Raw genomic sequence first — 25,982 nt, 5'->3', positions numbered from 1 at the left:
GCCCCGGCGGCGCCACCCGAAAACAACAAGACGAGGAGAGCGCATGTACGACTACGTGATCGTCGGTGCCGGTAGCGCCGGCTGTGTGCTGGCCAACCGGCTGTCCGCCGACCCGGCGATCCGGGTGGCGCTGATCGAGGCCGGCCCGGACGACCGCAATCCGCTGATCCACCTGCCGTTCGGCGTGGTGGCCCTGGTGCGTGGCTGGTTCGCCAACTGGAAGTTCTGGAGCGAGCCACAGCCCCAGCTGGGCGGCCGCCGCACCTATCAGCCGCGCGGCAAGACCCTGGGCGGTTGCAGCAGCATCAACGCCACCGTCTGCACCCGCGGCCATGCCTGGGACTACGACCACTGGGCCAGCCTGGGCTGCGAGGGCTGGTCCTACGCCGAGGTGCTGCCCTACTTCAAGCGCTCGGAGAGCTACCACGCGCCGCTCTCCGAGGCCGACCGGCCGTTCCACGGCCACGACGGTCCCCTGCAGGTCAGCGAGCGCCGCTACACCAATCCGCTCAGCGAGGTCTTTGTCAGCGCCGCAGTGCAGGCCGGGCATCGCCGCAACGAGGACTTCAACGGCGCCGAACAGGAGGGGGTCGGGCAGTTCAAGGTGTTCCAGAAGGACGGCCTGCGGTGCAGCAATGCCCGCGCCTATCTGGGCAAGGAGGTCCGGCGCCGGCCCAATCTCGACATCCTCACCGGTGCGCAGGTGACGCGGGTGCTGATCGAACAGGGGCGGGCGGTGGGCGTGCGCCTGCGGGTGGCCGGCGACGAGGAACAGGAGCTGCGCGCCCGCCGCGAGGTGATCCTGAGCGCCGGCGCCTTCCAGTCGCCGCAGTTGTTGATGCTCTCCGGCATCGGCCCGCGCGCCGAGCTGGAGCGGCACGGCATCCCGCTGGTGCAGGAGCTGCCGGGCGTGGGCGAGAACCTGCAGGACCATCTGGAGGTGATCGTCGAGACCCGCGAACGCAGCCGCCTGGCGCTGTCCTTCCATCCCACCGCCTTGCTGCGTTCGCTGTGGGCGCTGCTGCTGTTCCTGTTCGCGCGGCGCGGTTCGCTGACCAGCAATGGGCCGGAGGCGGGCGGTTTCTTCCGCTCCACGCTGGAGGAGCCGCGGCCGGACCTGCAATGGCATTTCGGGCCTTTTCCCAATCTCAGCCACGGCCTGAACCTGCGGCCGATGCTGCGCGGCTATGGCTACATCGCCTACCTCTACGAACTGCGTCCACGCTCGCGTGGTCGGGTGGGTCTGCACAGCGCCGATCCGCTGGCGCCGCCGCGTATCGACCCCAACTACCTCGCCGAGGACGGCGATGTGCGCAAGTTGGTGGCCGGTCTGCGTCGCACCCGTGAGGTGTTGGCGCAGCCGGCCTTCGCGCCGCACCGTGGCGAGGAACTGAGCCCGGGCGCGGCCCTGCAGACCGATGCCGAGCTGGCCGACTGGGTGCGGCGCAATGCCGAGACCACCTACCACCCGGTGGGGACCTGCAAGATGGGTGTCGATGCGATGGCGGTAGTCGATCCGCAATTGCGGGTGCGAGGTATCGCCGGCCTGCGGGTGGTCGATGCCTCGGTCATGCCGACCCTGGTCGGCTCCAACACCAATGCGCCGACCACCATGATCGCCGAGAAGGCCGCCGACCTGATCCTCGGCGTGCACTGAACGGGCTCGTCTGGCGCGAGCCGCTGCCGCCGCTGCCGGTACAATGGCGGCGCGCGACTGTGGCGAAATCGGTAGACGCCCGAGACTTAAAATCTTGTGCCAGCAATGGCGTGCCGGTTCGAGTCCGGCCAGTCGCACCAGGCTATACGGCCACGCGCTCCCGATGCGCTGATTCAAACCAACTGAATGAAGGGCTCAAAACATTCCGCTTACTAAGCGGCTGAGCCAAGGCCTAAGCTGCTGCGCATCGTTCAACTGGAGTGAAGCGATGACACAGCGCTACACCCGCACCGCCGTCAGCCTGCACTGGCTGATCGCGCTGTTGATTGCCGGGGGCTTCGGGCTGGGCTGGTTCATGACCGATCTGCCGCTGTCGCCGGCCAAGCTCAAGTACTACAGCTGGCACAAGTGGATCGGGGTGACGGTGTTCCTGCTGGCGCTGCTGCGCCTGACCTGGCGCCTGACGCATCGCCCGCCGCCGCTACCCTCCGGCATGCCCGCCTGGCAGCAACAGGCTTCGGAATGGGGCCACCGCGGGCTCTACCTCCTGATCTTCATCCTGCCGCTATCCGGCTGGTTGTACAGCTCGGCGTCTGGCTATCCGGTGGTCTATCTGGGTCTGGTGCAGTTGCCGGATCTGGTCGGCCGCGACAAGGCGCTGGCCGGGGTGTTGCACGAGATGCACGAACTGCTGGCGACCGGCTTGCTGGTGCTGGTGGGCGTGCATGTGCTGGCGGCCTTCAAGCATCACTTCCTCGACCGTGACGGCCTGCTCGGCCGCATGTGGTTCGGGGCCTGAACCGGAGAGGAAACCCCATGAAGATCATCCCGAAATCCCTGTTGGCGCTGAGTCTGTTGAGCTTAGTCGCACTGGCGCCGGCGGCGCTGGGCATCGACTCGGCCAAGAGCAAGGCCACCGCGACGTTCAAGCAGATGAACGTGCCGGTCGACGGCGAGTTCACCAAGATCGCCGGCACGGTCAGCTTCGACCCCGCCAAGCCCGAGGCGGCGAGCGCCAGCATCGAGATCGAGACCGCCGGCTTCGACCTGGGCATGGAGGACTACAACGCCGAGGTGCGCAAGAAGGAGTGGTTCGACAGCAAGGCCTATCCCAAGGCGACGTTCCAGTCCACCGCCTTCAAGGCTCTGGGCGGGGACCGCTACCAGGCCAGCGGCCGGCTCAGCATCAAGGGCAAGACCACCGACATCAGCTTGCCGGTGACGGTGAAGCGCGAGGCTGCCACCACGGTGTTCGAAGGCAACCTGCCGGTCTCCCGTAAAACCTATGGCATCGGTGACGCCTCCTGGGACGAGGTGGTGGAAGACCTGGTCACCGTGAAGTTCCACATCGTGCAGCCACGCTGAGGTCGCGTGGCGGCTCGCCCCATCCCCAAGACCCCGACAACCCTAGCCACACTGGAGCAACAAACCCATGAAACGCAGCCTGATCGCCGCCCTGCTGGCCAGCACCTCTCTTGCCGCCTTCGCGGCGCCGGAGAACTACACCATCGAGTCCAACCACACCTACCCCAGTTTCGAGGTGCCGCACATGGGTGTGTCCTGGTGGCGCGGCAAGTTCAACAAGACCAGCGGCAAGGTGGTGCTCGACAAGGCGGCCAAGACCGGCTCGGTGGACATCAGCATCGATGTCGCCAGCATCAACTTCGGTCACGACAAGATGAAGGAGCACGCGCTGAGCGAGGACTTCTTCAATGTCGCCAAGTACCCGACCGCGACCTACAAGGGCAAGCTGCTGTTCACCGGTGACAAGCCCTCCGCGGTCGATGGTCAGTTGACCCTGCTGGGCGTGACCAAGCCGGTCAAGCTGGAGATTACCGAGTTCACCTGCATCACCCATCCCTTCTTCAAGAAGGAAGATTGCGGCGGTGACGCTTACGGCGAGTTCAACCGCGCCGACTTCGGCATGACCACGTACGCCGATGGCCTGGCCGGCAAGGTGCGTCTGCGCATCCAGGTCGAGGCGATCAAGGACTAATCGGCTGCTGCCATAACGCAAACGCCCCGCGAAGCGGGGCGTTTTGCTTTGGGTGTCCGGGTGGTCTAACGCAGGGCGCCGACGTAGTGACGCCCGACTTCCGGGGCCACCGTCTCCTCGCTGGCCGCCGCGGCGGCACCACCGGCGGTGGTGAAGGCGCCGGTACGCGCGAACATCGCGCCGCCCTGGGCCGCCGGTGCCGCCGCCTTGCCGGGCCGTGCGCGCAGCAGTGCCTCGTAGCGGTTGGCGAGCTCGGCGCTCTCGGCGTCGGCGGATCGCGCCACCCGCAGCACTTCCAGCGCGTACATCTCGTTCTCCAGCATCCAGGTGACGTCGATCACCCGTCCGGGGCTGCGTTTGAGGCGGATGAACAACTGGGCCGCAATGGGAAACTTGTCGTCGTAAACCATCACACTGGACTCCTAGTGGACTCGCGTGAGAAGGGTTTCCTGCGCACCGGGCGGCTCAGATGAGCTGCTCGGAGTGCAGGGAGAGGTCCAAGCCGCTGCGCTCCTCATCGGTGCTCACGCGCAAGCCGATGGTGTAGCGAATGGCCAGCAGGATCACGAAACTGACCGCTGCGCTGTAGATCAGGGTGCCGAAAGCGCCGATGGCCTGGATGCCGAGGTTGCCGCTGACACCACCGATGTTCTTGTCGGCGAGCACGCCGGTGAGCAGGGCGCCGACCAGGCCGCCGATGCCGTGGATGCCGAACACGTCCAGCGAATCGTCGGCGCGCAGCAGGCGCTTGAGGCCGGTGGCGCCCCAGAAGCAGGCGATGCCGGCGGCCAGGCCGATCACCAGCGCGCCGCCAACATTCACGAAACCGGAAGCCGGGGTGATGGCGACCAGGCCAGCCACCGCGCCCGAGCAGGCGCCGAGCATGGTGACCCGCGAACGGGTCATCCATTCCACCGTGATCCAGACCAGCACCGCGGTCGCGGTCGCCACCTGGGTGACCAGCATGGCCATGCCGGCGCGGCCGTCGGCGGCCACCGCCGAGCCGGCATTGAAGCCGAACCAGCCGACCCAGAGCAGGGAGGCACCGACCATGGTCAGGGCCAGGTTGTAGGGCAGGAAGGCATCCTTGCCGTAGCCGGCGCGCGGGCCGAGCATCCAGGCGCAGACCAGGCCGGCGGCGCCGGCGTTGATGTGCACCACGGTGCCACCGGCGAAGTCCAACGCCCCCAGCGAAGCCAGCCAGCCGCCCGGTTCCCAGACCCAATGCGCCACCGGCACGTAGACCAGGAGCGACCAGAGGGTCATGAACACCATCAGCGAGCCAAAGCGCATGCGCTCGGCGAAGGCGCCGGTGATCAGCGCCGGGGTGATGATCGCGAAGGTGAGCTGGAACATCACGAACACCGACTCCGGGATGGTCGGAGCGATGTGGCTGACGCTCAGCTGCGAGGTTTCCTTGATGTAGACCATGCCGTCGAGCAGCAGGCGGTCGAGGCTGCCGATCCAGGGCGTGCCGGGGGTGAAGGCGAGGCTGTAGCCGATGAACACCCAGAGCACGGTGATCAGCGCGCAGATGCACAGGCTCTGCAGGGCGGTGGCCAGCACGTTCTTCTTGCGCACCATGCCGGCGTAGAACAGCGCCAGGCCGGGGATGGTCATCAGCAGCACCAGGGCGGTGGAGCTGAGCATCCAGGCGGTGTCGCCGGCGCTGATCTGGTCGAAGCCGACCGTGGTCGGCTGGGCATAGGCGGGGGAGGCAAGTGCGATCAGCGTCAGGCTCATCAGCCGGCTGAAGGCGGTGCGATTGCTCACTGGCAGTCCTTGAACAGTGTCTGTAGGTACAGATTTGGTGCAATGCAGCAGCTACACCGGAAAGCAGAGCAAATTGGGTGCCAACTGGTCTGCGTTTTTCCTCCGGCGGTGCCGGGCCGGCGCCGCCAGGCGGGTCCGCCTGCGCCCAAGGACTTGCGACGCGGCTCTTGAACGGCGCGCCGCCATCCCCAAAACAGCAAGCAAATCAATCATCAACCCTAAAAGTCGCGTGCCTGCCATGACGGAAACCATAGAAACCAAAGAATTCCAGTCCGAAACCCGCCAGGTTCTGAAGCTGGTGATCCACTCGCTGTACTCCAACAAGGAGATCTTCCTGCGCGAGCTGATCTCCAATGCCTCCGATGCCTGCGAGAAGCTGCGCTTCGCGGCGCTGGCGCGGCCGGAGCTGCTGGGTGGCGATACCCCCGGCGTGGAGCTGATCCCGGATGCCGCCGCCGGCACTCTTACCGTCAAGGACAACGGCATCGGCATGTCGCGCGAGGAGGTGGTGGAGAACCTCGGCACCATCGCCCGCTCCGGCACCAAGAAGTTCTTCGAGGCGCTCACCGGCGACTCCGCCAAGGACTCGCAGCTCATCGGTCAGTTCGGGGTCGGCTTCTACTCCGGTTTCATCGTCGCCGAGCGCATCACCGTGCTGACCAAGAAGGCCGACGGCGAGGCGGTGCGCTGGGACTCCGACGGCGAGGGCAGCTATCAGATCCAGCCGCACCACAAGGCCGACCGTGGCACCGAGGTGATCCTGCATCTGCGCGCCGAAGACAAGGAGTTCCTCGACGCCGATCGCCTCACCGGCCTGGTGCACAAGTATTCCGACCACCTGGCGCTGCCGGTGAGTCTGGTCAAGGACGGCAAGGCCGAGGTCATCAACCAGGCCAAGGCGTTCTGGACCCGGCCCAAGTCCGAGCTCAGCGACGAGGACTACCAGGCCTTCTACAAGCACCTCTCCCACGACTGGGACGAGGCGCTGGCCTGGGCCCACCACAAGGTGGAGGGCAATCTCGAATACACCTCGCTGCTCTACATCCCCAAGCGTGCGCCCTTCGATCTGTTCAACCGCGAGGAACAGAGCGGTGTGCAGCTCTACGTGAAGCGCGTGTTCATCATGGACAAGGCCGCCGAGCTGCTGCCGCCCTGGCTGCGCTTCGTGCGCGGCCTGGTCGACTCCGCCGACCTGCCACTCAATGTTTCGCGCGAGCTGCTGCAGGGCAACCGCATGGTCGACAAGATCAAGACCGCCCTGGTCAAGCGCGCGCTGGATCTGCTCGACGATCTCGCCGCCAACAAGCCCGAGCAGTACGCGGAATTCTGGAAGACCTTCGGCTCGGTGCTGAAGGAAGGCGTGATCGAGGACGACGGCAACCGCGAGCGGGTCGCCAAGCTGCTGCGCTTCGCCAGCAGCACGCATCCGGACGGCCAGACGGTGACGCTGGCCGATTACGTCGCACGCATGAAGCCGGAGCAGAAGAGCATCTACTACATCACCGCCGACACCCTGGCGGCGGCGAAGAACAGCCCGCATCTGGAAGGCTTCGTGGCCAAGGGCTACGAGGTGCTGCTGCTCAGCGACCGCATCGACGAATGGCTGACCAGCCATCTGCGCGAGTTCGAAGGCAAGAAGCTGGACAGCGTCGCCCGCTCGGCGAAGGACATCGAGTCGGCGATCGAGACGCCGGAAAAGGCCGCCAACGAATCCGCCTACAAGGACACCCTGGAGCGCCTGAAGAAGGTGCTGGCCGGCAAGGTCGGTGACGTGCGGCTGTCGGCGCGGCTGACCGAATCACCGGCCTGCCTGGTCGCCGACGAATACGGCATGTCGCTGCGCATGGCGCGGATGATGAAGGCTGCCGGTCAGAATATGCCCTTCGGTGGTCAGCCGATCTTCGAGATCAATGCCGGGCATCCGCTGGTGGCCAGGCTCAAGGACAGCGCCGACGAAGCCAGCTTCGCGGAACTGGCGGAGCTGCTGCACGACCAGGCGGTGCTGGCCGAGGGTGGTCAGCTCGACGATCCGGCGAGCTTCGTGAAGCGCCTCAACAAGCTGATCCTCGACGGCTTGAGCGACAAGCCGCGCCTGATCCTCTGAGTCGAACTTCAGCTACCCGGAGTCGGCGGTAGCCGCTGCTCCGGGTGGTTGGCGGCGACCGCGACGCGGATCTGCTGGATGTTCTCGCGCAGCACGTCGGCGACGAACTCGTCGGTGCGCGGGTCGTGCAGCAGCTCGGTGGCGACCCGCAGGCTGGCTTCCACCGCGGCATTGCTGATGTCGTTGAAGAAGGGGATGCGCTGGAAGCGGCGCATCTGCGGATCCGCCAGCACCTTCTCCAGCGCCATCGCCCGCAGCGCCTCGCGGTTCTCGTCCAGCGCGCGGGCGACGTTCTTGGTGTAGTGGCCCTTCTGCAGCACTTCGCAGACCTCGTCGAGCACCGCCAGAGTGATGCGCGCGCTGATCAGATTGACCAGCCGCTCGCTGAGGCGGTTGACCAGGCGGTAGGTAAAGCCACGTCCCAGCGCGCGATCGGCGGCCATGCCGAAGCGGCTGAGCAGGATCAGGATGCGGATCACCCGGAACAGCCGGAAACCACGCAGCGCCGGGCTGGATACCGGGATCATGCCGAGAATCTCGTACCAGTTGCGCAGCAGATAGCCGCGCTGCCAGCCGGCGAGCCGCCATTCCCAGAGAAACTCGGCGGCGAAGATCGCGCACACCGCGTAGTCGGCGCCGAGTATCCAGGTTCGCTGCGAGGCGCTGACCGTGCCCCAGGTCTCCCAGCTCAAGAGGCCGATGGAGAACAGGGCCAGCAACAGCATCAGCCAGTCGCGCGGGCGCACCGCGCGCGGCGCTTCGGGGCCTGCGGCCAGCGGTGCGACCGGTACGTCCTTGAGGCCAGGTTCCAGCTGGCTCATGCGCTCCTCCAGAGGTCATAGGCCATGCGCGCCATCAGCGCCGCGACGATCAGGATGAACAGGCTGCGCACGAAACCGCTGCCTTTCCTGATTGCCAGATGCGAGCCCAGCCAGGAACCGGCGATGTTGCAGACCGCCATCGGCGCTGCCAGCCGATAGACCACCTGGCCGTGGGGGATGAACCAGGCCAGCGCCGCCAGATTGGTTGCCAGATTCACCAGCTTGGCCGCCGCCGAGGCGGCCAAAAAGGAAAAGCCGAACAGGCCGACGAAGGCGAAGATCAGGAAGCTGCCGGTGCCGGGACCGAAGAAGCCGTCGTAGAAGCCGATCAGTGCGCCCACGGCAACGCCGGCCAGCGTTTGCTGACGCGGGCTGAGCTTGGGCGCGTGCAGGCTGCCGAAGTCCTTCCTCCACAAGGTGTAGACGAACACCAGCACCAGCAGCGCCAGTACCAGCGGGCGAAGCAGTGCCGGGTCGAAGACGCTGACCGCGCGTGCGCCAAGTACCGAGAACACGAAAGCCGTGGCGGCGGTCAGGCCCAGCACCCGCCAGGGCAGTTGCACCCGGCGCGCGTACTGCCAGGCGGCGTTGGCGGTGCCGAACACGCTGGAGAACTTGTTGGTGCCGAACAGCGTCGCCGGCGCCAGCTGCGGTTGCAGCACGAACAGGGCCGGTACCTGCACCAGGCCGCCGCCGCCGACCACGGCGTCGATGAAGCCGGCCACAAAGGCAAAGCCGCAGAGCGCGGCCAGGGTGGTGTCGAGCGCGCCCAAGGTCGCAGCCGATCCGGCTTCAGAGCAGCTTGGTCACCGCCGTGGGCAGCTTGTAGCGCTTGTCGGTGAAGAAGCGCTGCAGCACCAGGGTCAGCCATTCCCGTGAACTGGAAAACTGCTTGAGCACGATGTATTGGTCCGTGCCCTCGCGTTCCAGGTCATAGCGCTCGATGGCGGCGGTGACCGTGTGCGCCTCGCCCTTGAGATGGGCCTTGAGCATCACCCGGTTGGACTTGGTATCCACCGAGCATTCGAGAATCTCGCCGTACATCCCGAGCTTGTCGTTGAGAAAGGCCTTCATGGACATCGCCAGGGCGCCATCCTTGGCGCCGCGGACTAGGGAAGAGAGCATGACAACTCCGTGTGATTGGTCTTCGCCCTAGAGAATATCCGAGGCGTGGGCCGCCAGACGCGAGCGCTCGCCGCGCGCCAGGGTGACGTGGCCGCCATGCGGCCAGCCCTGAAAACGGTCGACCACGTAGGTGAGGCCGCTGGTGGTTTCCGACAGATAGGGCGTGTCGATCTGCGCCAGATTGCCCAGGCAGATCATCTTGCTGCCGGGGCCGCAGCGGGTGATCAGGGTCTTCATCTGCTTGGCGGTGAGGTTCTGCGCCTCGTCGATGATGATGTAGCGGTTGAGGAAGGTGCGGCCGCGCATGAAGTTGAGCGAGCGGATCTTGATGCGCTTGGAGAGGATGTCGTTGGTGGCCTGGCGCTCCCAGTCATTGCTGCTGCCACCGCCATGCGGCTGGGTGAGCACTTCCAGGTTGTCCATCAGCGCGCCCATCCAGGGCGTCATCTTTTCCTCCTCGGTGCCGGGCAGAAAGCCGATGTCCTCGCCCAGAGGCACGGTGACGCGGGTCATGATGATCTCGCGGTAGCGGGTCTCGTCGAGCACCTGGGCAAGACCGGCGGCCAGCGTCAGCAGGGTCTTGCCGGTGCCGGCGGTGCCGAGGATGGTGACGAAGTCGATCTCGGGATCAAGCAGCAGGTTGAGCGCGAAGTTCTGCTCGCGGTTCTTGGCGTGGATGCCCCAAACCGGGGTCTTGCCGTGCTGGTAGTCACGGATCACCCGCAGCGTCGCGCTATTGCCCTCGACCGCCTGCACCACCATGTCCAGGCCGACGTCATCGGCATCGTCGGGCAGGTGCAGGAACTGGTTGACGTGCCAGTTCTTCACCAAGGGACCGCGGATCTTGTAGCAGGCGCGCGCGCGCTCGTCCTGCCAGCTTTCCATCTTGTCGCTGTGCTTGTCCCAGAAATCGTCGGGCAGGGTGGTGTAGCCGGTGTAGAGCAGGTCGGTGTCTTCCAGCACCTGGTCGTTGTGGTAGTCCTCGGTGTGGACGCCGACGATGGCGGCCTTGATCCGCAGGTTGATGTCTTTCGACACCAGGGCTACCGAGCGGCCGGGATGCGCGGCCTGCACCGCCAGCGCGGTGATGAGAATGGAGTTGTCCGGCTTGTTGCCGGGCAGGATGCCGGGCAGCGAGGTCTCGGTTGGCTGGGTCTGGAAGAACAGCTTGCCGGTGGAAGCCGCACCGTGGCGGCCACCGCCGTTGCCGTTCTTCTTCAGCGCGGTGGTCGGCAGCGCGATGCCCTTTTCGATCTGCGCGTGGTCCTTGCCGGCGACCAGATCGTCGAGCAGGCGGCTGACCTGGCGGGCGGTGCGCGCCGTCTCGCTGGTGCCTTTCTTCAGTCCGTCCAGCTCCTCCAGTACCACCATCGGGATGAACAGATCGTGTTCCTCGAAACGGAACAGGCTGCTCGGGTCGTGCATCAGCACGTTGGTGTCGAGGACGAAGATCTTCTTCTTGGACATGCGGGCTCGGTGCGTGGGGCTGGATCGGTGGGCAGGGCTTGTGCGGGAAAACACTCAAGCAAGAAAAAAGCCGGCGACGCTGAGCGTCCCGGCTTTCGGGAAAACGGACGGCGTTGCGACTAGGCGCAAGGGGCTTAGAGCTCCTGCACCGCGGCCAATACCTCTTCGGCATGGCCCTTGGCCTTGACGCTGCGCCAGGCCTGCACCAGCTTGCCCTTTTCGTTGAACAAGAAAGTGCAGCGGTCGATGCCCAGGTACTTCTTGCCGTACATGCTCTTCTCGACGATGGCGCCAAAGGCGGTGCAGGCCTCTTCCTCGGTGTCGGAGATCAAGAGGTAGGGAAAGCCGAACTTGGCGCAGAAGTTGTCGTGCGACTTCACGCTGTCCTTCGACACTCCGACGATGTCGGCGCCGGCCTTCTGGAACGCCGGGTACAGGCGGGTGAAGTCCTGGCCTTCCAGCGTGCAGCCGGGGGTGTTGTCCTTGGGGTAGAAGTACAGCACCAGCTTCTTGCCGGCGTAGTCCTTGTTGAGCGTAATGGTATTGCCGCCACTGGCCGGCAGGCTCAGGGGCGGTAGCTTGTCGCCAATTTCTATGCTCATTGTCGGCCCTTAAGTCTTGATCGGGTCCAGCATGCCGTCGGCGTTGAGATCGTCGCAGAGATCCATGAAGGATTCGCGTAGGGCCTGCGGGTGCTGGTTGACCGGCACATGCAGCACCAGCTGCACGCTGCACATCGAAGCGCCGGTGTGGCCGGAGGCGTATTTCTGCGAGTTCATCTCCGCCACCTGCACGTCCTGCGAGCCGAAAAACTCCAGCAGGTGCACCAGGAGCTCCGGCTGTTGCGGGGCGATCACGTCGGCGGCGTAGGGGCGGTAGGCGGGATTCTGCTCGCGGGCGCCACAGCGCTCGAAGCGGACCTGCAACTCCAGTTTTTCGGCGATGCCGGGCAGGGCGGTTTCAAGTCGGCCCAGGGTGCTCCAGTTGCCAGAGACCACGAGGTTGGCGGTGAGCCGGTCGCCGATGGGGGCGATCCGGCAGTCCTCGACTTCGCCGCCCCGCTCGCGGATGGCCCGGAACAGTTCCAGCGCGATCTGCGGGCGCGGGGCTGCCAGTACGGAAATGCTTAGGAATTCGGAAGAGAGCATGTGAGGTGATCTTGCCGCGAAGTCGCGGCGTTCTGAGTTTAAGCCGCTTTGAGCGTCGCGCAAGGCGCGGTGGCGGCGCAGGGTCGTGGGCTATACTGGCGATCCTTTCCAGAAACTCAATGATCCCATGCAAATCCGGGGCAGCATCGTCGCGCTAGTGACGCCGATGCACGACAGTGGCGAAGTGGACTGGACCAGCCTGGACGCGCTGGTCGAGTGGCACCTCGCCGAGGGCACCAACGCGCTGGTCGCGGTGGGCACCACGGGTGAGTCCGCCACCCTCGATGTCGACGAACACCTGGACGTGATCAAACGCGTGGTCAAGCAGGCCCGCGGCCGGGTGCCGGTGATTGCCGGCACCGGTGCCAATTCCACCCGCGAGGCCATCGAGCTGACCCGCGCCGCGCAGGAGGCCAAGGCCGACGCCTGCCTGGTGGTGACGCCCTATTACAACAAGCCACCGCAGGAAGGCCTGTACCGTCATTACAAGACGCTGGCCGAGGCTACCGGCGCGCCGATCCTGCTCTACAACGTGCCCGGCCGTACCGGCTGCGACCTGCTGCCGGAAACCGTCGCGCGCCTGGCGCCGATCGCCAACATCATCGGCCTGAAGGAAGCGGTGGGCACGCCGGAGCGCCGGCAGGCGCTGCTGGGCCTGGGCCTGCGCAAGGACTTTGCGCTGCTCTCCGGCGACGACGAGACCGCGCGCGAGGCCATCCTCGCCGGCTTTGTCGGCGATATTTCGGTCACCGCCAATGTCGCGCCCGGTCTGATGAGCCGCATGTGCGCCGCGGCGCTGGCCGGCGACGCCACGCTGGCGGCACAGCTCGATGCGCAATTGCTGCCGCTGCATCAGAAGCTGTTCGTGGAACCCAATCCCATCCCGGTGAAGTGGGCCCTGCACGCCATGGGCCGCATCCCCGCCGGCCTGCGGCTGCCGCTGGTGCCCTTGTCGGCTGCCCAACAACCCGTTGTCCGCGAGGCGCTGCGCGCTTCTGGAGTGCTTGCATGAGTGTTTCCCGCTACCTCACCACCCCCGTGCTGGCGCTGCTGGCCCTGAGTCTGGTGGGCTGTGCCACCAATGGTGAGTGCACCGACAAGGCCAAGTATCGGCAGGCGGAGTCGATCCCGGTGATTCAGGGGACTGGCGATCTGCGCCTGCCGGAGTCGCCCTCGGCGCTGCGCATCCCGCCATTGACCGAGGCCGCCCAGGCCGCCGCCGCCGAACCGGTGGCGCATGGCAAGGGCCGGCGTGGCGCCTGTCTGGATGTGCCGCCGCCGATGCCGCCGCAGGAGCCAGAGCCGACTCCGGCCGCGCCGCCGGCTGCCAAATAAGGGCGTTTGAAGGTAAACTAGCGAATCTGGACAGGTGTCCGAGTGGTTTAAGGAGCAAGCCTGGAAAGTTTGTAAACGGGTAACCGTTTCGCGGGTTCGAATCCCGCCCTGTCCGCCAAAGTTTGCAGCATCAGCAGTTCTTAAAAAACCCCGGAGCGATCCGGGGTTTTTTGTTGTTCGCCCCCTGTGGCCGCCGGTCGTGGCCGGTGTATACCTAGCAGCGCGGCGGATCGCCTGTTCCCGAGATTCCGCCCTGCTGGCGATGGGCTAGGGCCTAGCCGGCGGCGGGCTCACTGGCCTGAGACCTCGGGAAGCACTTTGGGGGCGGGCCGGTGCACATCTTCTCCAAGCTCATTCGGCCTGCGCCCGCATCCGGGCCCGGCGCTGGCGCCATCCCGGATGCCTATTGGAGCTTGCCGGCAGAGCGCTTGTTGGCGGCGCTGGACTCCGAGGCTGGCGGCCTCTCGCAGCCTGCGGCGGCGGCGCGGCTCAAGCGCGATGGCCTCAATGCGTTGGATGCGAAGAACCGGGCCACGGCATTCGGCCTGTTCGCAAGCCAGTTCAAGAGTCCGCTGATTCTGATTTTGATCGTGGCCTCGATCATCTCGCTGGTCGCGGCGGAATGGATAGACGCGGGCGTGGTGCTGGTGATCGTGTTCGGCAGCACGATCCTCGGCTTCGCCCAGGAGTACATCGCCGGCAATGTGATCGAAAAGCTGCGCTCGAAGACCACCATCCATTCGAGTGTCCTGCGCGACGGGCAGCTGCAAACGCTGCCTTCCAGCGAGGTGGTGCGTGGCGATGTGCTGCTGCTCTCCGCCGGTAGCTTGATACCCGCCGATGGCGTGGTTCTGGAGACGAAGGATCTCTACGTCAATCAGGCGGTGCTCACCGGCGAGACCTTTCCGGTGGAAAAAAACGCTGTCCCGGTTGCCGAGAATGCCGGCCTGGCCGAGCGCGCAAACTGCGTGTACATGGGCACCAATGTGCGCAGCGGCACCGCGAAGGTGCTGATCGTGCGGACCGGCAAGGCCACCGTGTTCGGGCAGATCGCCGGCAAGCTGGCGCTGCGTCCGCCGATGACCGAGTTCGAGCGCGGCATCCAGCGCTTCGGCTACCTGCTGACGCGGATCATGCTGACCATGGTGGTGATGGTCCTGGCCATCAACATCTTCATGGACAAGCCGCCGATCGCCTCACTGCTATTCGCCCTGGCGCTGGCGGTGGGCCTTACCCCCGAGCTACTGCCGGCCATCATCAGCATCACGCTTTCGCACGGCGCCAAGCGCATGGCCAAGCTGGGAGTGATCGTGCGGCGGCTGAACTCGATTGAAAACCTCGGCAGCATGGATGTGCTGTGTACCGACAAGACCGGCACCCTGACGGTGGGCGTGGTGGAGTTGGGCGCCGCGGTCGACCCCCTGGGGCAGGACAGTGTCGAGGTCTTGCGCCTCGCGGGCATCAACGCGCAGCTGCAGTCGGGGCTGGTAAATCCGCTGGACGAGGCCTTGCGCGCCGCCGCCAAGCGCGCCGGTCTGGACTACAGCGCGACGCAAAAAATCGATGAAGTCCCTTACGACTTCGTGCGCAAGTGCTTGTCGGTGGTGGCCGCCGATGCCAGCGGCAGCCGCCGGCTGATCATCAAGGGCGCGCTCGACAACATCCTGGCCCTATGCACCACCGTGGGAGATGCGGGCGCGGCGCTGGATGCCAGCCGGCGTGCCCGCATCGAAGCCAGCTATGGGCAATGGAGCGCGCAGGGCTATCGGGTGCTCGGGGTTGCCTGGCGGACCGTGGCGGCGCGCGCGGCGCCTTATACCCGTGCCGACGAATGCGAGCTCTGTTTCGCCGGCTTCCTGCTGTTTCTCGACCCGCCCAAAGCGGATGCGCGCCAGACTATTGCTGACCTAGCGCAGCGTGGAGTGCAACTCAAGATCATCACCGGCGACAACCGCAAGGTGGCGCGGCATGTGGCCGAGGCGGTCGATCTGCCGGTCACCGGCATCATGACCGGTGCCGAACTGGATGCGATGGGCAACGAGGCCCTGCTGCACGCCGCCGGGCGCACCACGGTGTTTGCCGAGGTGGACCCCAACCAGAAGGAACGCATCATCCTCGCTCTGCAGAAGAGCGGTCATGTGGTGGGTTACATGGGCGATGGCATCAACGACGCGCTGGCCCTGCACACCGCCGACGTCGGCATCTCGGTGGATACCGCGGTGGATGTCGCCAAGGAGGCCGCCGACTTCGTGCTGCTGAGCAAGGATCTCGGGGTGCTGCGGCAGGGTATCGACGAGGGCAGAACCACCTTCGCCAACACGCTCAAGTACATCCTCACCACCATCAGCGCCAACTTCGGCAACATGTTCAGCATGGCGGCGGCGTCCGTCTTCCTGCCGTTTCTGCCGCTCCTGGCCTCGCAGATCCTGCTCAACAATTTCTTGTCGGACATCCCGGCCACCACCATCGCCAGTGATCGGGTGGATCCGGAATGGGTGGCGAAGCCGCGCCGCTGGGATGCGCTGTTCATTCGCGATTACATGGTGCTGTTCGGCCTGCTGAGTTCGGTCTTTGATCTGCTCACGTTTGGCGTGCTGCTGTGGCTGTTCGAAGCCGCGCCGGAGGAGTTCCGCACCGGCTGGTTTCTCGAATCGCTGCTGACCGAGCTGGTGATCGCCCTGGTGGTGCGCACCCGCCGCCCGTTCTACCGCAGCCGGCCCGGGAACTGGCTGCTGGTCAGCACCGGCGTCGTCATTGCCATTGCGCTGCTGATTCCCTACTTGCCACTCAGCTCGATGCTGGGCTTTGTGCCGCTGCCGGCGCCGCTATTGCTGGCCATGATCGGCCTGACCCTGGCGTATGTATTGGCGGTCGAGCTGGCAAAAAAGCGGTTCTACGCACACGCGATTGGCGACAGATAGGCGCCCGGGCTTGACTCTGGATATTGGTCCGGGGTTTAGCCTGCGCTCCCCACTCGAATCTGGAGTACGCATGGACAGCCTGACCATAGGCAAGCTCGCCGAGGCTAGCGGTGTCGGCATCGACACGGTGCGCTTCTACGAACGCACCGGTCTGATCCGCAAGCCGGCCCGCAGCGCCGCCGGCTATCGGCTGTACGCGGCGGCCGAGATCAGCCGTCTGCGCTTCATCCGTCGCGCCAAGGCCCTGGGTTTCTCGCTGGAAGAGATCGCCGAGCTGCTGCGCCTCAACGACGGCCAGGGGCCGCGCGCCTCGGTGCGCGAGCTGGCCCGGCGCCGGCTGGACGAGATCGAGCGCAAGCTGCGCGAGTTGCAGGCCCTGCAACACAGTTTGCAGGGGCTGGTGCAGCACTGCGACGGCGAGGGTGGCCTGGTTGGCTGCCCGATCATCGAGGCAGTGCTGGAGCCCTCGGCCGTCGCCCATCACCCCATCTCGGTACGGAGCGCCGCATGAACCACGATCATTCCGGCAACAACAAGTCCGGCGAACACAAATGCGGTGAAGGCCGCTGCGGGCAGCCGCCGGCCAAGCCGGCGGTGGTGCCCGTCGCCGCGCCTACTCCAAGCTCTGCTCCGCCGGCCGCTGCCTGCTGTGGCGGCGGCCAGGCCGACAAGCACTCGGGACATGCCGGCCATGGCGGTCAGGCGCCGTCGGCCGCGCTGGCACCGGCCGCCGCCGCGGCCGCTACGGTCTGGACCTGCCCGATGCACCCGGAAGTGCGCCGCGACCGCCCCGGCACCTGTCCGATCTGCGGCATGGCGCTGGAGCCGCTGGCGCCCAGTGCCGAGGCCGAGGACCACAGTGAGCTGGACGACATGCGCCGGCGCTTCTGGATCAGCGCCGCCCTGAGCCTGCCGCTGCTCTGGGCCATGCTCGGCGAGCTGCTACCGGCAGTGGACCCGATGCGCCTGTTCGGTCATCGCACCGTCGCCTGGGCGCAGCTGCTGCTGGCGACGCCGGTGGTGCTCTGGGCCGGCTGGCCGTTCTTCGTCCGTGGCTGGGACTCGCTGCGTCACCGCAGCCTCAACATGTTCACCCTGATCGCGCTTGGTACCGGCGCCGCCTGGACCTACTCGGTGCTGGCCACCCTGTTCCCTGCGGCGCTGCCGGACTCGTTCCGCACGCCGATGGGCAGCGTGCCGCTGTACTTCGAGGCGGCGGCGGTGATCGTCACCCTGGTGCTGCTCGGCCAGGTGCTGGAGCTGAAGGCCCGCTCGCAGACCTCCGGCGCGATGCGCGCGCTGCTCAAGTTGGCACCACGCATCGCCCACCGGCTGAAGGACGGCCAGGAGGAGGAAGTCGGCATTGAACTCGTGCAGGCCGGCGAGCAACTGCGGGTGCGTCCGGGCGAGAAGATTCCGGTCGATGGCCGGGTGCTGGACGGCAGCAGCCATGTCGACGAGTCCATGCTCACCGGCGAGCCGCTGCCGGTGCGCAAGCAGGCCGGCGACGCGGTCTCGGCCGGCACCGTCAACGGCAGCGGCAGCCTGCTGATGCAGGCCGAGCACGTCGGTGCCGAGACCCTGCTGGCGCAGATCGTCCAGATGGTCGCCCAGGCGCAGCGCAGCCGCGCGCCGATCCAGCGCCTGGCCGACGTGGTCGCCGCCTGGTTCGTGCCGGCGGTGGTGCTGGTGGCCCTGGTCGCCGCCCTGGTCTGGGCGTTGGTTGGACCGCCGCCGGCGCTGGCGCACGCGCTGCTGGTGGCGGTGTCGGTGCTGATCATCGCCTGCCCCTGCGCGCTGGGCCTGGCAACGCCGATGTCGATCATGGTCGGCGTCGGTCGTGGCGCCCAGGAAGGCGTGTTGATCAAGGACGCGGCGGCGCTGGAGGCGCTGGAGAAGGTCGATACCCTGGTGGTCGACAAGACCGGCACGCTGACCGAAGGCCGGCCCTCGCTGCGCCAGGTACTGGCCCTGGCGGGCGACGAGAACGAGCTGTTGCGCCTGGTCGCTTCGGCGGAGAGCGCCAGCGAACATCCGCTGGCGCGCGCGGTGGTCGAAGGCGCGGCCGCACGCGGTCTGAGCCTGGCGCCGGCCAGCGACTTCGGCTCCGACCCCGGTCGCGGTGCCTGGGCGCGGGTCGAGGGCCGGCAGGTGCAGGTCGGCAACCAGCGCCTGGTCGAGGAGCTGGGGCTGGATGTCGCAGCACTCTCGGCGCCGGCTGCGCAGCATCGCGCCGAAGGCTCGACGGTGATCTATGTGCTGCTCGACCGCCAGCTCGCCGGCCTGTTGGTGGTCGCCGACGCGGTCAAGCCGACCACGCCGGAAGCGGTGCAGGCGCTCAAGTCCCTGGGCATCCGCCTGATCATGCTCACCGGCGACAACGCCGGCACCGCCGCCGCGGTCGCCGCCCGCCTGGGCCTCGACGAGGTGATCGCCGACGTGCTGCCGCAGGACAAGGCGGCGGCGGTCCGGCGTCTGCAAGGCGAGGGGCGGGTGGTGGCGATGGCCGGCGACGGCGTCAACGACGCGCCGGCGCTGGCACAGGCGGCGGTGGGCATCGCCATGGGCACCGGCACCGATGTGGCCATGGAGTCGGCCGGCATCACCCTGGTGAAGGGTGATCTGCGCGGCATCGTCAAGGCGGTGCAGTTGTCGCGGCACACCATGCGCAACATCCGCCAGAACCTGTTCTTCGCCTTCGTCTACAACGCGCTTGGGGTGCCGGTGGCGGCCGGCGTGCTCTACCCCTTGTTCGGCCTGCTGCTGTCGCCGGTGATCGCCAGCGCGGCGATGAGCCTGTCCTCGGTGTCGGTGATCGCCAACGCGCTGCGCTTGCGCAAGCTCGGGCTCTAAGCCGGCACCGCCGCTGCCGCACTGGCGCTGACCGGCCTGACGATGGGGGCTGGCAGCAGCAGCTCGGCGACGGTTTCGGCGATCAGGCCGTGCACGTCGATGGCATTGCTGGCGTGCGCGATGGTGTTGCAGCTGAGCACCCGCGCGGCGCCGGCCTGGATCAGATCCTGGTAGGCGCTGCCGGCGAAGATCGGATGCACGCCGATGCAGGTCGGTGCCGGCAGTCCGGCCTGACGCAGGCGGCCGACGGTTTCGATCATGGTGCCGGCGCTGGCGATGATGTCGTCGATCAGCACCGGCTGGTGGTCGCGGTGCTGCTCCATCTCCGGGAGGCGCAGCGCGACCTTGCGGTCACCGAGGCGCTCTTTGGTTAGCACCAGATAGGGGCAGCCGGCCTCGCGGGCGATGCGCGATACCCATTGCTCGCTTTCCTGGTCGGGGCCGATCAAGAGGCTGTTCGGCTGGCTGCGGCGCAGCCACTGGGCGATGGCGGGTGCTGCCGCCGCCACCCGGGTCGGAATCGAATAGATGTCGCCCAGCTGGCGGATGCGGTGCAGATGCGGGTCCACCGTCACCAGGCCGTCGAGGAAGGACGACAGCCAGCGCGCATAGTGCTGGGAGGTCAGGCCTTCGCCTTCTTGGAAAATCTTGTCCTGGCGCAGGTAGGCCAAGTAGGGCGCCACCAGCAGGATGCGCTGGGCGCCGTGCTCGCGCAGGGTGGCGGCGGCGAGGTACAGCGGCAGGCTCTTGGCATTGGGCTGGTCCAGCCCGCAGACCAGGATCGCGGTGCGACCCCAGACCGCGCTGCCGATGCGCACATAGGTTTCGCCGTCAGGGAACTGGCGCAGGTTCAATTGGCCGGTTTCCGCGTGCAGAGCGGAGACAAGATGGGCGGCCAGAGCTTCCTGGCCGGGCAGTGAAAAGACGATGGCGGTCATTTAGTCGTCCTCGACGTGGATGGTTTCCGGATGGGCTCCGGCGTAGGCGGCGGCATAAGCGAGTTCACCCGGCGACTGCGCGTGCAGGCGGTACAGCCGCTGGCCGGGCTCCACCCGGTCGCCGCAACGCACCGCCATTTCAATGCCGGCGGCGGGCGAGGCAGGTGCGCCGGCCAGCTTGGCGATGCGCGCCAGCCGGCGGTTGTCGATGCTCTGCACCCGGCCGTCGCGGCTGGCCAGGAAATCCTGGGTATGGGCCGCACGCGGCGGTTCGCGCAGGCCGCCCTGGGCCAGGCAGATCGCCTGGAACTTGCGCCAGGCGGCACCGCTGCGCAGCAGCTCACGGGCCTGGCCCAGACCTTCGCCAGCCACCGCCTTGCCGCCGATTTCCAGCAGATGGCCAGCCAGCAGCAGCGAGCGTTCGGCGAGATCGGCCGGCGCATCGGCCTGGTTCTGCAGCACCGCCAGCACATCCCAGGCTTCCAGCGCCGGGCCGATGCCGCGACCCACCGGCTGACTGCCGTCGGTGCGCAGCACCCGTACGCTCAGACCCAGCGCCTCGCCGACCGCGTGCAGGCGCCGGGTCTGGGACTCGGCACTGCGCGCGCTGCGCACCTTGGCGGTGGGTCCGACCGGCATGTCGATCAGCAGATGGCTGGAGCCGGCGGCGACTTTCTTGGAGATGATCGAGGCGGCCAGCTGGCCCTCGCTGTCGAAGTCCAGCGGCCGCTCGACGCGGATCAGCAGATCGTCGGCCGGCGACAGCCCCATGGCGCCGCCCCAGACCACGCAGCCGCCCTCGCGCTCCACCACCCTTCGCATCGCGTCCAGGTCGAGATCCACCGGCGCCATGGTCGCCATGGTGTCGGCGGTGCCGGAGGGCGAGGTGATCGCCCGCGACGAGGTCTTGGGGATGACCAGGCCGGCGGCGGCGGCGATCGCCACCACGATCGGCGTGGTGCGGTTGCCGGGCAGGCCGCCGACGCAGTGCTTGTCCACCACCAGCGGCGCCGACCAGTGCAGGCGCTGGCCGACGCCGATCATGGCCTCGGTGAGGGCGATGGTCTCGTCCAGCGACAGCGCGTCACCGGCGCAGGCGGTGACGAAGGCCGCCATCTCCAGCTCCGAGTAGCGGCCAGCGGTGATATCGGTGACGACCGCCTGCAGGCCGCTGCGGGAAAACGAGTGACCGTAGACCTTGCTACGCACCTGCGAGAACGACTCCAGCGGTTCCGGATGCGAGAGCTGGGCGCGGTCGTCTTCCTTGCCGCCTAGCGCCCGCCAGGCGGCGTCCGAGAGGCCGACATGGTCCGCTTCCAGCAAATGCGGGGCGACGATATTGAGCGTGGCGATCACCGAATGGCCATCGAGGCTGATGCGAATCCGCGAATGGGTGTCGAAGCCCTGGGCACGGCAGACATGGCAGTCGGTGCGCAGATAGGCCACCGGCTCCTGATAGGTGTTGATGCCCATCGGATGGATGCGCAGGGTCGGTAGCGCGCCGCTGCTCATTTGCGCTTGGGCGGGGTCAGCGCCACATGTTCCTGGTAGTCGGGCACCTGGCAGGTCCAATGCAGCTGCTCCTCGATGCGCTGACGGAGGGCATCGGCGGCGGCCGGTTCGCCGTGGGTGATGAAAGTGCGCAGCGGCGGCTGTTTGCAGGGCTGCAGCCAGTCGAGGGTTTCCGCGTAGTCGGCGTGGGCGGAGAGATTGTTCAGGTTCACCACCTCGGCACGTACCGCCACGTATTGGCCGTGGATCTTGATGCTCTCCGCCCCGTCCCGCAGCGCCGCGCCGCGGGTGCCGCCGGCCTGGAAGCCAGCCAGGACGATGGTGTTCCTCGCGTCCCCGGCAAAGGCCTGGAGGTGGTGGATCACCCGGCCGCCGGTGGCCATGCCGCTGCCGGCAATGATCAGCATCGGGCCGTGACGCTCGTTGAGTGCCTTCGACTCCTCGACGGTGTTGACGTAGTGGGCGGCATGGCACATGGCGTTGCACTCCTCGCCGCTGAGCCGGTGCTCGCGGCGGAAGCGCCGGTAGGCGGCGGTGACATCCACTGCCATGGGGCTGTTCAGATATACCGGCAGCTTGGCCGGAATCTGGCCCTCGGCCTTCAGGCGGTGCACCGCCCACAGCAGGCCCTGGGCACGGCCGACCGCGAATGAAGGCACGATCACCACGCCGCCACGGGCGGCGGTGCGACGGATCACCTCGCCGAATTCCTGCTGCGGGTCGGTGGTCTCGTGACGGCGATTGCCGTAGGTGGACTCGACCACCAGATAGTCGGTTTCCGGCAGCGGCGTCGGCGCGCGCATGATCGGGTCGTGCGGGCGGCCGAGGTCGCCGCTGAACAGCAGTCGGGTCTTGCCGTCGGTGAACTGCACCATCGCCGCACCAAGGATGTGGCCGGCCGGCAGAAAGCGCGCATGCAGGCCCTTGACTGGCTCGAAATCGTGGTCGAAGGGCAGTGGCTCCAGACGCTCCAGCGCCTGGAAGGCATCCGCCTCGGTATACAGCGGCAGCGCCGGCGCATGCTTGGACCAGCGATGGCGGTTGGCGTTTTCCGCCTCCTCCTCCTGCAGGCGGCCGCTGTCGGGCAGCAGGATGCGACACAGCGCCTCGGTGCCCTCGGTGCAGTAGATCGGCCCCTGATAGCCCTTCTTCACCAGCAGCGGCACATAGCCGCTGTGGTCGAGGTGGGCGTGGGTGAGCACCACTGCATCGAGCTGGTCGAGGTCGAACGGCGGCGGCCCCCAGTTGCGCAGCCGCAGCTGCTTGTAGCCCTGGAACAGACCGCAGTCGACCAGCACCTGGGCACGACCGCTACGCAGTAGGTACTTGGAGCCGGTGACGGTGCCGGTGGCGCCGTAGAAACCCAAGTCCATCATGCTCGGCCCCGGGCAAGTCGCGGGCGCGATGTCGCGGTGGCTAGCATGCGGAATGGCTCCAGGCGGTGCGGCATGAGGATATTAATCATGCTGCGCAGCCGACGCCGATCACACATTGACCTGGGTCAAGCCCGGGCGGAATCCTTCAACCAGGTGGCGAGCACGGTGGTGAGCAAGGGCAGGGGCAGCGCGTCGATGGGATGGGCCCGGCCGGCGAAGGTGAAGGCGTGGCTGCCGGGGATCAGCCGGTGCAGGTCCAAGAGCTCCTGCCAGGGCAGCAGCTGGTCGGCATGCGCCGACATCAGCAGGGTCGGCACCCGGATGGCGCGGAAGTCCTCATCACTCAGCGCCGGCTGCTCGCCCAGGCGACGGTAAAGATCGGCCAGCCGGGTCGCCAGCGCCCGCCAGTCCTGGCCTGGATGCAGGCTGGCCTGGATCGCCGGTTGCGGGCTGCCGGGCGCGGTGATGCGTTCGAGACTGGAGAGGTGGGTGAAGTGCGAGACCGTCTCGGCGTCGTAGCGCACCTTGGTGGCCAGGGTGCAGACGCCGGCCAGCCGCTGCGGGTGATGGCGCGCCAGCCAGAGCGCGACATAGCCGCCAAAGCTGTAGCCGAACAGCCGCGCGCGCTCCAGGCCGCGTTCGTCCATCTGTTGCAGCACGTCGGCGGCCAAGGCTTCCACGCTGAACTGCTCGGGGATGGCGCGGCCGCCATGCCCCAAGAGGTTCAGGGCTTCGATCTGGCCGGCGGGCCGCAGCGCATCCACCAGTGGCCGTAGCGCCGAGGCGGCGCCGCGCGAGCCGTGCAGGATCAGCAGCGGCGTTGCCATGCGCTTTAGCCGACGTGGACGAAGGCGAGCTTGTTGCCGTCGAGGTCGCGCCAGTAGCCGGCGTAGAAGTTGGCACTGCGCGCGCCGGCCGGGCCTTCGTCGGTGCCGCCCAGGTCCAGCGCCTTCTGGTAGAGCCGGTCGACCTCGGCCTTGTCCTTGCAGGTCAGCGCGATCATGGTGCCGTTGCCGGCAGTGGCCGGCTTGCCGTCATAGGGCAGGGCGATGCCGAGCAGGGGCTGGCCCGGCTTGGTGCCCCAGAGCACGAAGCGCTCGGTCTCCATGTAGTGCTGGGCGCCGACTTCGCCCAGCAGGGCGTCGTAGAAGGCCTTGGCGCGGGGCAAGTCCCGGGTGCCGAGAGTGACGTAGCTGATCATGAGGTTCTCCTGGTGGTGCGGCTCAGGCCGCATAGTTCTGGTTGAGGTAACGCAGGATGTGGCGCGACTCATACATCGCCGTGCCGGTGTTGGGGTCGATCAGATAGGGGACCTGCACCTTGCCGGTGTGCTCGGCCAGCCAGCGGCGGTTGCGGCTGGTGCCCATATCACCCTTGAACAGGCGGTCGCGGAAGCTCGGCGGCCCCATGTCCTTCCAGGCGCCCTTGCCGGTGTTGCGCAGCAAATAAGGCAGCTCCAGCTCGCAGAGCCGCGCCCGCACCGGTTTGGAGAATGGACTGGCCTCGAAGCTGTACAGCTCCAGCGGCTGGGCCGGCGCCTTCGAGGGCCGCGCGTTCAGGCCGCGCACCCCGGCCCTGGGCCGCCACTGGGTGGTCGAAGCCAGAAACGAGCCTGCCACCGCCAGCGGCCGCAGCAGGCCAGGGCCGCGCACCCGGCGGCCATAGGTCTTGCCCAGGTAGTCGATGATGTCGGCGCTCTCGTAGAGACGGGTGCCGGTGTTGTCGTCGACCAGCAGCGGAAACTGCTGCTTGCCGCCGAGACGCTCGGCTTCCGGCCGGAAGCGCTTGCCGCCTATGGGACAGGGCAGGATCAGCACGTCGAGATCCAGCTCGGTGAGCACCTCGCGCACCAGCCGGCAATAGGGGCTGGCCTCGATGTCATAGAGCTTGAGCGGCTGCGCCGGCTGCCGCGGCGCCGGAGCAAAGGCCTGGGTGCCGCGCCAGCCGCGCAGGCTGCCGGCGAGCAGATTGAGGTAGACGTCGGTCTTCAGGCTCATGAGGGTTTCTGCGCGTCCAGCCACACACCCAGACCCTGGGCATTGAGTTCGAGATCGGTGGCGAGCAGGGCATCGACCTGCGCCACCGGCATTTGATGACCGCGGGCGGCGAGATCGGCTAAGAGGTCGGCGCGCAGCGCGGCCTTGATCGCCTGGTGGCGATCCGGCGCCTGCGCCAGACCACGCGCCAGCGCCGCGTAGCGGGCGATGCCGGCGCGCAGGCGCTCGGCCAGCAGCAGCACCTGGTCCACCGCGCCGTAATGGGTCAGGTACATGCGCCGTGGCGCGTAGCTCAGATAGCGGTCCAGCGTCTGGTACCAGGCCTCGGGCTCGAACTGCACCGGCGTGGTGGTCGGGATCAGCCAGGGGCCGGCGGCGTCGTCGAAGTCGCGGTAGGACAGGCCGAAGGTGTCGCCGGTGAAGAAGCCGCGGCTCTCGGCATCCCAGATGCTGAAGTGGTGACGGGCATGGCCGGGCGAGTCGATGAATTGCAGCGCGCCATTGCCGAACGGCAGGGACTCGCCATCGGCGGGAGCGATCACCCGCTCGGCCGGCGCGGCGACGATCTCGCCATACATCGCCGCCACCGCCTCGGCGCCGTAGACCGCGGTAGCGCCGGCGATCAGCTTCGAGGGGTCGATCAGATGCCGCGCCCCACGCGGGTGCACCACCAGCTTGGCCTTGGGCAGCTGGCTCAGCAGCAGGCCGGCGCCGCCGGCGTGATCCAGGTGCACATGGGTGACGATCACATAGCGCACGCGCTCTCGGGCCAGGCCGCGGGCGTCGAGTTCGGTCAGCAGGCGCGGCACGCCGGGCGAGGTGCCTGCCTCGATGAAGGCGAGATCGTCGCCGCGTTCCAGCAGATAGCAGCAGGCCATGCCGGGCCGCTCTTGCAGGGTGTCGAGGCAGGTGATGCCCTGGCCGAGGTCCAGGGCGGGGAAAGGCGTCATGTCCATGGG

Annotated in this window: 25 protein-coding genes and 2 tRNA genes; 12 read left to right on the top strand and 15 right to left on the bottom strand. The window is 67.2% G+C overall.

The genetic code is table 11. The annotated features are described in order from the left end of the window. Positions 1-43 precede the first annotated feature (43 nt). The 5 genes from AC3WT6_RS08605 to AC3WT6_RS08585 all read left to right on the top strand — a co-directional run bounded on the left by AC3WT6_RS08605 (position 44) and on the right by AC3WT6_RS08585 (position 3,653). Complete coding sequence (locus tag AC3WT6_RS08605) at positions 44-1,657, top strand: GMC family oxidoreductase (RefSeq protein WP_492653166.1); 1,614 nt, start codon at positions 44-46, stop codon at positions 1,655-1,657. A 53-nt stretch (positions 1,658-1,710) separates the two neighbouring features. Then, positions 1,711-1,797 (top strand) — tRNA-Leu (locus tag AC3WT6_RS08600). A 128-nt stretch (positions 1,798-1,925) separates the two neighbouring features. Continuing rightward, complete coding sequence (locus AC3WT6_RS08595) at positions 1,926-2,456, top strand: cytochrome b (protein ID WP_492653165.1); 531 nt, start codon at positions 1,926-1,928, stop codon at positions 2,454-2,456. A gap of 17 nt (positions 2,457-2,473) precedes the next feature. Beyond that, on the top strand, positions 2,474-3,022 hold the full coding sequence (locus AC3WT6_RS08590) for a YceI family protein (protein ID WP_492653164.1): 549 nt from the start codon (positions 2,474-2,476) through the stop codon (positions 3,020-3,022). 67 nt (positions 3,023-3,089) lie between these two features. Continuing rightward, the gene (locus AC3WT6_RS08585) at positions 3,090-3,653 is read left to right on the top strand and encodes a YceI family protein (RefSeq protein WP_492653163.1); all 564 of its coding nucleotides are present in this window, start codon (positions 3,090-3,092) and stop codon (positions 3,651-3,653) included. 65 nt (positions 3,654-3,718) lie between these two features. On the opposite strand, the gene AC3WT6_RS08580 is transcribed toward AC3WT6_RS08585, so the two are convergent. Together AC3WT6_RS08580 and AC3WT6_RS08575 are read right to left on the bottom strand one after the other, a co-directional pair. Next, the gene (locus AC3WT6_RS08580; protein WP_492653162.1) at positions 3,719-4,066 is read right to left on the bottom strand and encodes a hypothetical protein; all 348 of its coding nucleotides are present in this window, start codon (positions 4,064-4,066) and stop codon (positions 3,719-3,721) included. A 52-nt stretch (positions 4,067-4,118) separates the two neighbouring features. Further along, on the bottom strand, positions 4,119-5,396 hold the full coding sequence (locus AC3WT6_RS08575; RefSeq protein ID WP_492653824.1) for an ammonium transporter: 1,278 nt from the start codon (positions 5,394-5,396) through the stop codon (positions 4,119-4,121). Positions 5,397-5,664: 268 nt separating this feature from the next. Between AC3WT6_RS08575 and htpG the strand changes: the two genes are divergently transcribed. Further along, positions 5,665-7,530 (top strand): molecular chaperone HtpG, encoded by a 1,866-nt coding sequence (gene htpG / locus AC3WT6_RS08570; RefSeq protein ID WP_492653161.1) that lies wholly within the window; start codon positions 5,665-5,667, stop codon positions 7,528-7,530. Positions 7,531-7,538: 8 nt separating this feature from the next. On the opposite strand, the gene AC3WT6_RS08565 is transcribed toward htpG, so the two are convergent. The 6 genes from AC3WT6_RS08565 to AC3WT6_RS08540 all read right to left on the bottom strand — a co-directional run bounded on the left by AC3WT6_RS08565 (position 7,539) and on the right by AC3WT6_RS08540 (position 12,091). Continuing rightward, positions 7,539-8,351, bottom strand: coding sequence for an ion transporter (locus AC3WT6_RS08565; protein WP_492653160.1), 813 nt, complete (start codon positions 8,349-8,351; stop codon positions 7,539-7,541). Continuing rightward, on the bottom strand, positions 8,348-9,124 hold the full coding sequence (locus AC3WT6_RS08560) for a sulfite exporter TauE/SafE family protein (protein ID WP_492653159.1): 777 nt from the start codon (positions 9,122-9,124) through the stop codon (positions 8,348-8,350). The genes AC3WT6_RS08565 and AC3WT6_RS08560 overlap by 4 nt, the downstream gene beginning before the upstream one ends. Before the next feature lie 19 nt (positions 9,125-9,143). Next, a complete protein-coding gene (locus AC3WT6_RS08555) occupies positions 9,144-9,476 on the bottom strand; it encodes a hypothetical protein (protein WP_492653158.1) in 333 nt (110 codons plus the stop codon). A gap of 27 nt (positions 9,477-9,503) precedes the next feature. Then, a complete protein-coding gene (locus AC3WT6_RS08550) occupies positions 9,504-10,943 on the bottom strand; it encodes a PhoH family protein (RefSeq protein ID WP_492653157.1) in 1,440 nt (479 codons plus the stop codon). Positions 10,944-11,077: 134 nt separating this feature from the next. Then, complete coding sequence (locus tag AC3WT6_RS08545) at positions 11,078-11,545, bottom strand: peroxiredoxin (protein ID WP_492653156.1); 468 nt, start codon at positions 11,543-11,545, stop codon at positions 11,078-11,080. A 9-nt stretch (positions 11,546-11,554) separates the two neighbouring features. Beyond that, a complete protein-coding gene (locus tag AC3WT6_RS08540; RefSeq protein ID WP_492653155.1) occupies positions 11,555-12,091 on the bottom strand; it encodes a glycine cleavage system transcriptional repressor in 537 nt (178 codons plus the stop codon). Between the two features lie 127 nt (positions 12,092-12,218). On the opposite strand from AC3WT6_RS08540, the gene dapA reads away from it, so the two are divergent. The 6 genes from dapA (at position 12,219) to AC3WT6_RS08510 (ending at position 19,200) form a co-directional block, all read left to right on the top strand. Further along, the gene (dapA, locus tag AC3WT6_RS08535; RefSeq protein ID WP_492653154.1) at positions 12,219-13,103 is read left to right on the top strand and encodes a 4-hydroxy-tetrahydrodipicolinate synthase; all 885 of its coding nucleotides are present in this window, start codon (positions 12,219-12,221) and stop codon (positions 13,101-13,103) included. Next, entirely contained in the window at positions 13,100-13,426 is a 327-nt protein-coding gene (locus AC3WT6_RS08530; RefSeq protein ID WP_492653153.1) for a hypothetical protein, read from the top strand. Before dapA ends, AC3WT6_RS08530 begins: the two co-directional genes overlap by 4 nt. 28 nt (positions 13,427-13,454) lie before the next feature. Beyond that, positions 13,455-13,544, top strand: a tRNA-Ser gene (locus AC3WT6_RS08525). Positions 13,545-13,854: 310 nt separating this feature from the next. After that, positions 13,855-16,347, top strand: a complete 2,493-nt coding sequence (gene mgtA / locus AC3WT6_RS08520) for a magnesium-translocating P-type ATPase (RefSeq protein ID WP_492653152.1) — start codon at positions 13,855-13,857, stop codon at positions 16,345-16,347. A 70-nt stretch (positions 16,348-16,417) separates the two neighbouring features. Beyond that, on the top strand, positions 16,418-16,858 hold the full coding sequence (locus AC3WT6_RS08515) for a MerR family transcriptional regulator (protein ID WP_492653151.1): 441 nt from the start codon (positions 16,418-16,420) through the stop codon (positions 16,856-16,858). Further along, positions 16,855-19,200: a copper-transporting P-type ATPase gene (locus AC3WT6_RS08510; protein ID WP_492653150.1), complete on the top strand. Its 2,346-nt coding sequence runs from the start codon at positions 16,855-16,857 to the stop codon at positions 19,198-19,200. Before AC3WT6_RS08515 ends, AC3WT6_RS08510 begins: the two co-directional genes overlap by 4 nt. Here the strand turns inward: AC3WT6_RS08510 and AC3WT6_RS08505 are convergent. The 7 genes from AC3WT6_RS08505 to AC3WT6_RS08475 form a co-directional block, all read right to left on the bottom strand. Beyond that, entirely contained in the window at positions 19,197-20,138 is a 942-nt protein-coding gene (locus AC3WT6_RS08505; protein WP_492653149.1) for a ribose-phosphate pyrophosphokinase, read from the bottom strand. The genes AC3WT6_RS08510 and AC3WT6_RS08505 overlap by 4 nt on opposite strands. Then, on the bottom strand, positions 20,139-21,650 hold the full coding sequence (locus AC3WT6_RS08500) for a thymidine phosphorylase family protein (RefSeq protein ID WP_492653148.1): 1,512 nt from the start codon (positions 21,648-21,650) through the stop codon (positions 20,139-20,141). Continuing rightward, positions 21,647-23,023, bottom strand: coding sequence for an MBL fold metallo-hydrolase RNA specificity domain-containing protein (locus AC3WT6_RS08495; RefSeq protein WP_492653823.1), 1,377 nt, complete (start codon positions 23,021-23,023; stop codon positions 21,647-21,649). Before AC3WT6_RS08495 ends, AC3WT6_RS08500 begins: the two co-directional genes overlap by 4 nt. 128 nt (positions 23,024-23,151) lie before the next feature. Further along, positions 23,152-23,853, bottom strand: a complete 702-nt coding sequence (locus tag AC3WT6_RS08490) for an alpha/beta fold hydrolase (RefSeq protein ID WP_492653147.1) — start codon at positions 23,851-23,853, stop codon at positions 23,152-23,154. Positions 23,854-23,858: 5 nt separating this feature from the next. Next, positions 23,859-24,227 (bottom strand): VOC family protein, encoded by a 369-nt coding sequence (locus AC3WT6_RS08485; RefSeq protein ID WP_492653146.1) that lies wholly within the window; start codon positions 24,225-24,227, stop codon positions 23,859-23,861. A 22-nt stretch (positions 24,228-24,249) separates the two neighbouring features. Continuing rightward, the gene (locus AC3WT6_RS08480; protein WP_492653145.1) at positions 24,250-25,023 is read right to left on the bottom strand and encodes a glutathione S-transferase N-terminal domain-containing protein; all 774 of its coding nucleotides are present in this window, start codon (positions 25,021-25,023) and stop codon (positions 24,250-24,252) included. Then, positions 25,020-25,973, bottom strand: coding sequence for an MBL fold metallo-hydrolase (locus AC3WT6_RS08475; protein WP_492653822.1), 954 nt, complete (start codon positions 25,971-25,973; stop codon positions 25,020-25,022). Before AC3WT6_RS08475 ends, AC3WT6_RS08480 begins: the two co-directional genes overlap by 4 nt. Positions 25,974-25,982 lie beyond the last annotated feature (9 nt).

The organism is Stagnimonas sp. FW305-C-60 (genome assembly GCF_058782965.1).
The sequence above is the reverse complement of the archived record's forward strand: the minus strand, read 5'-3'. Positions and strand labels throughout refer to the sequence as shown.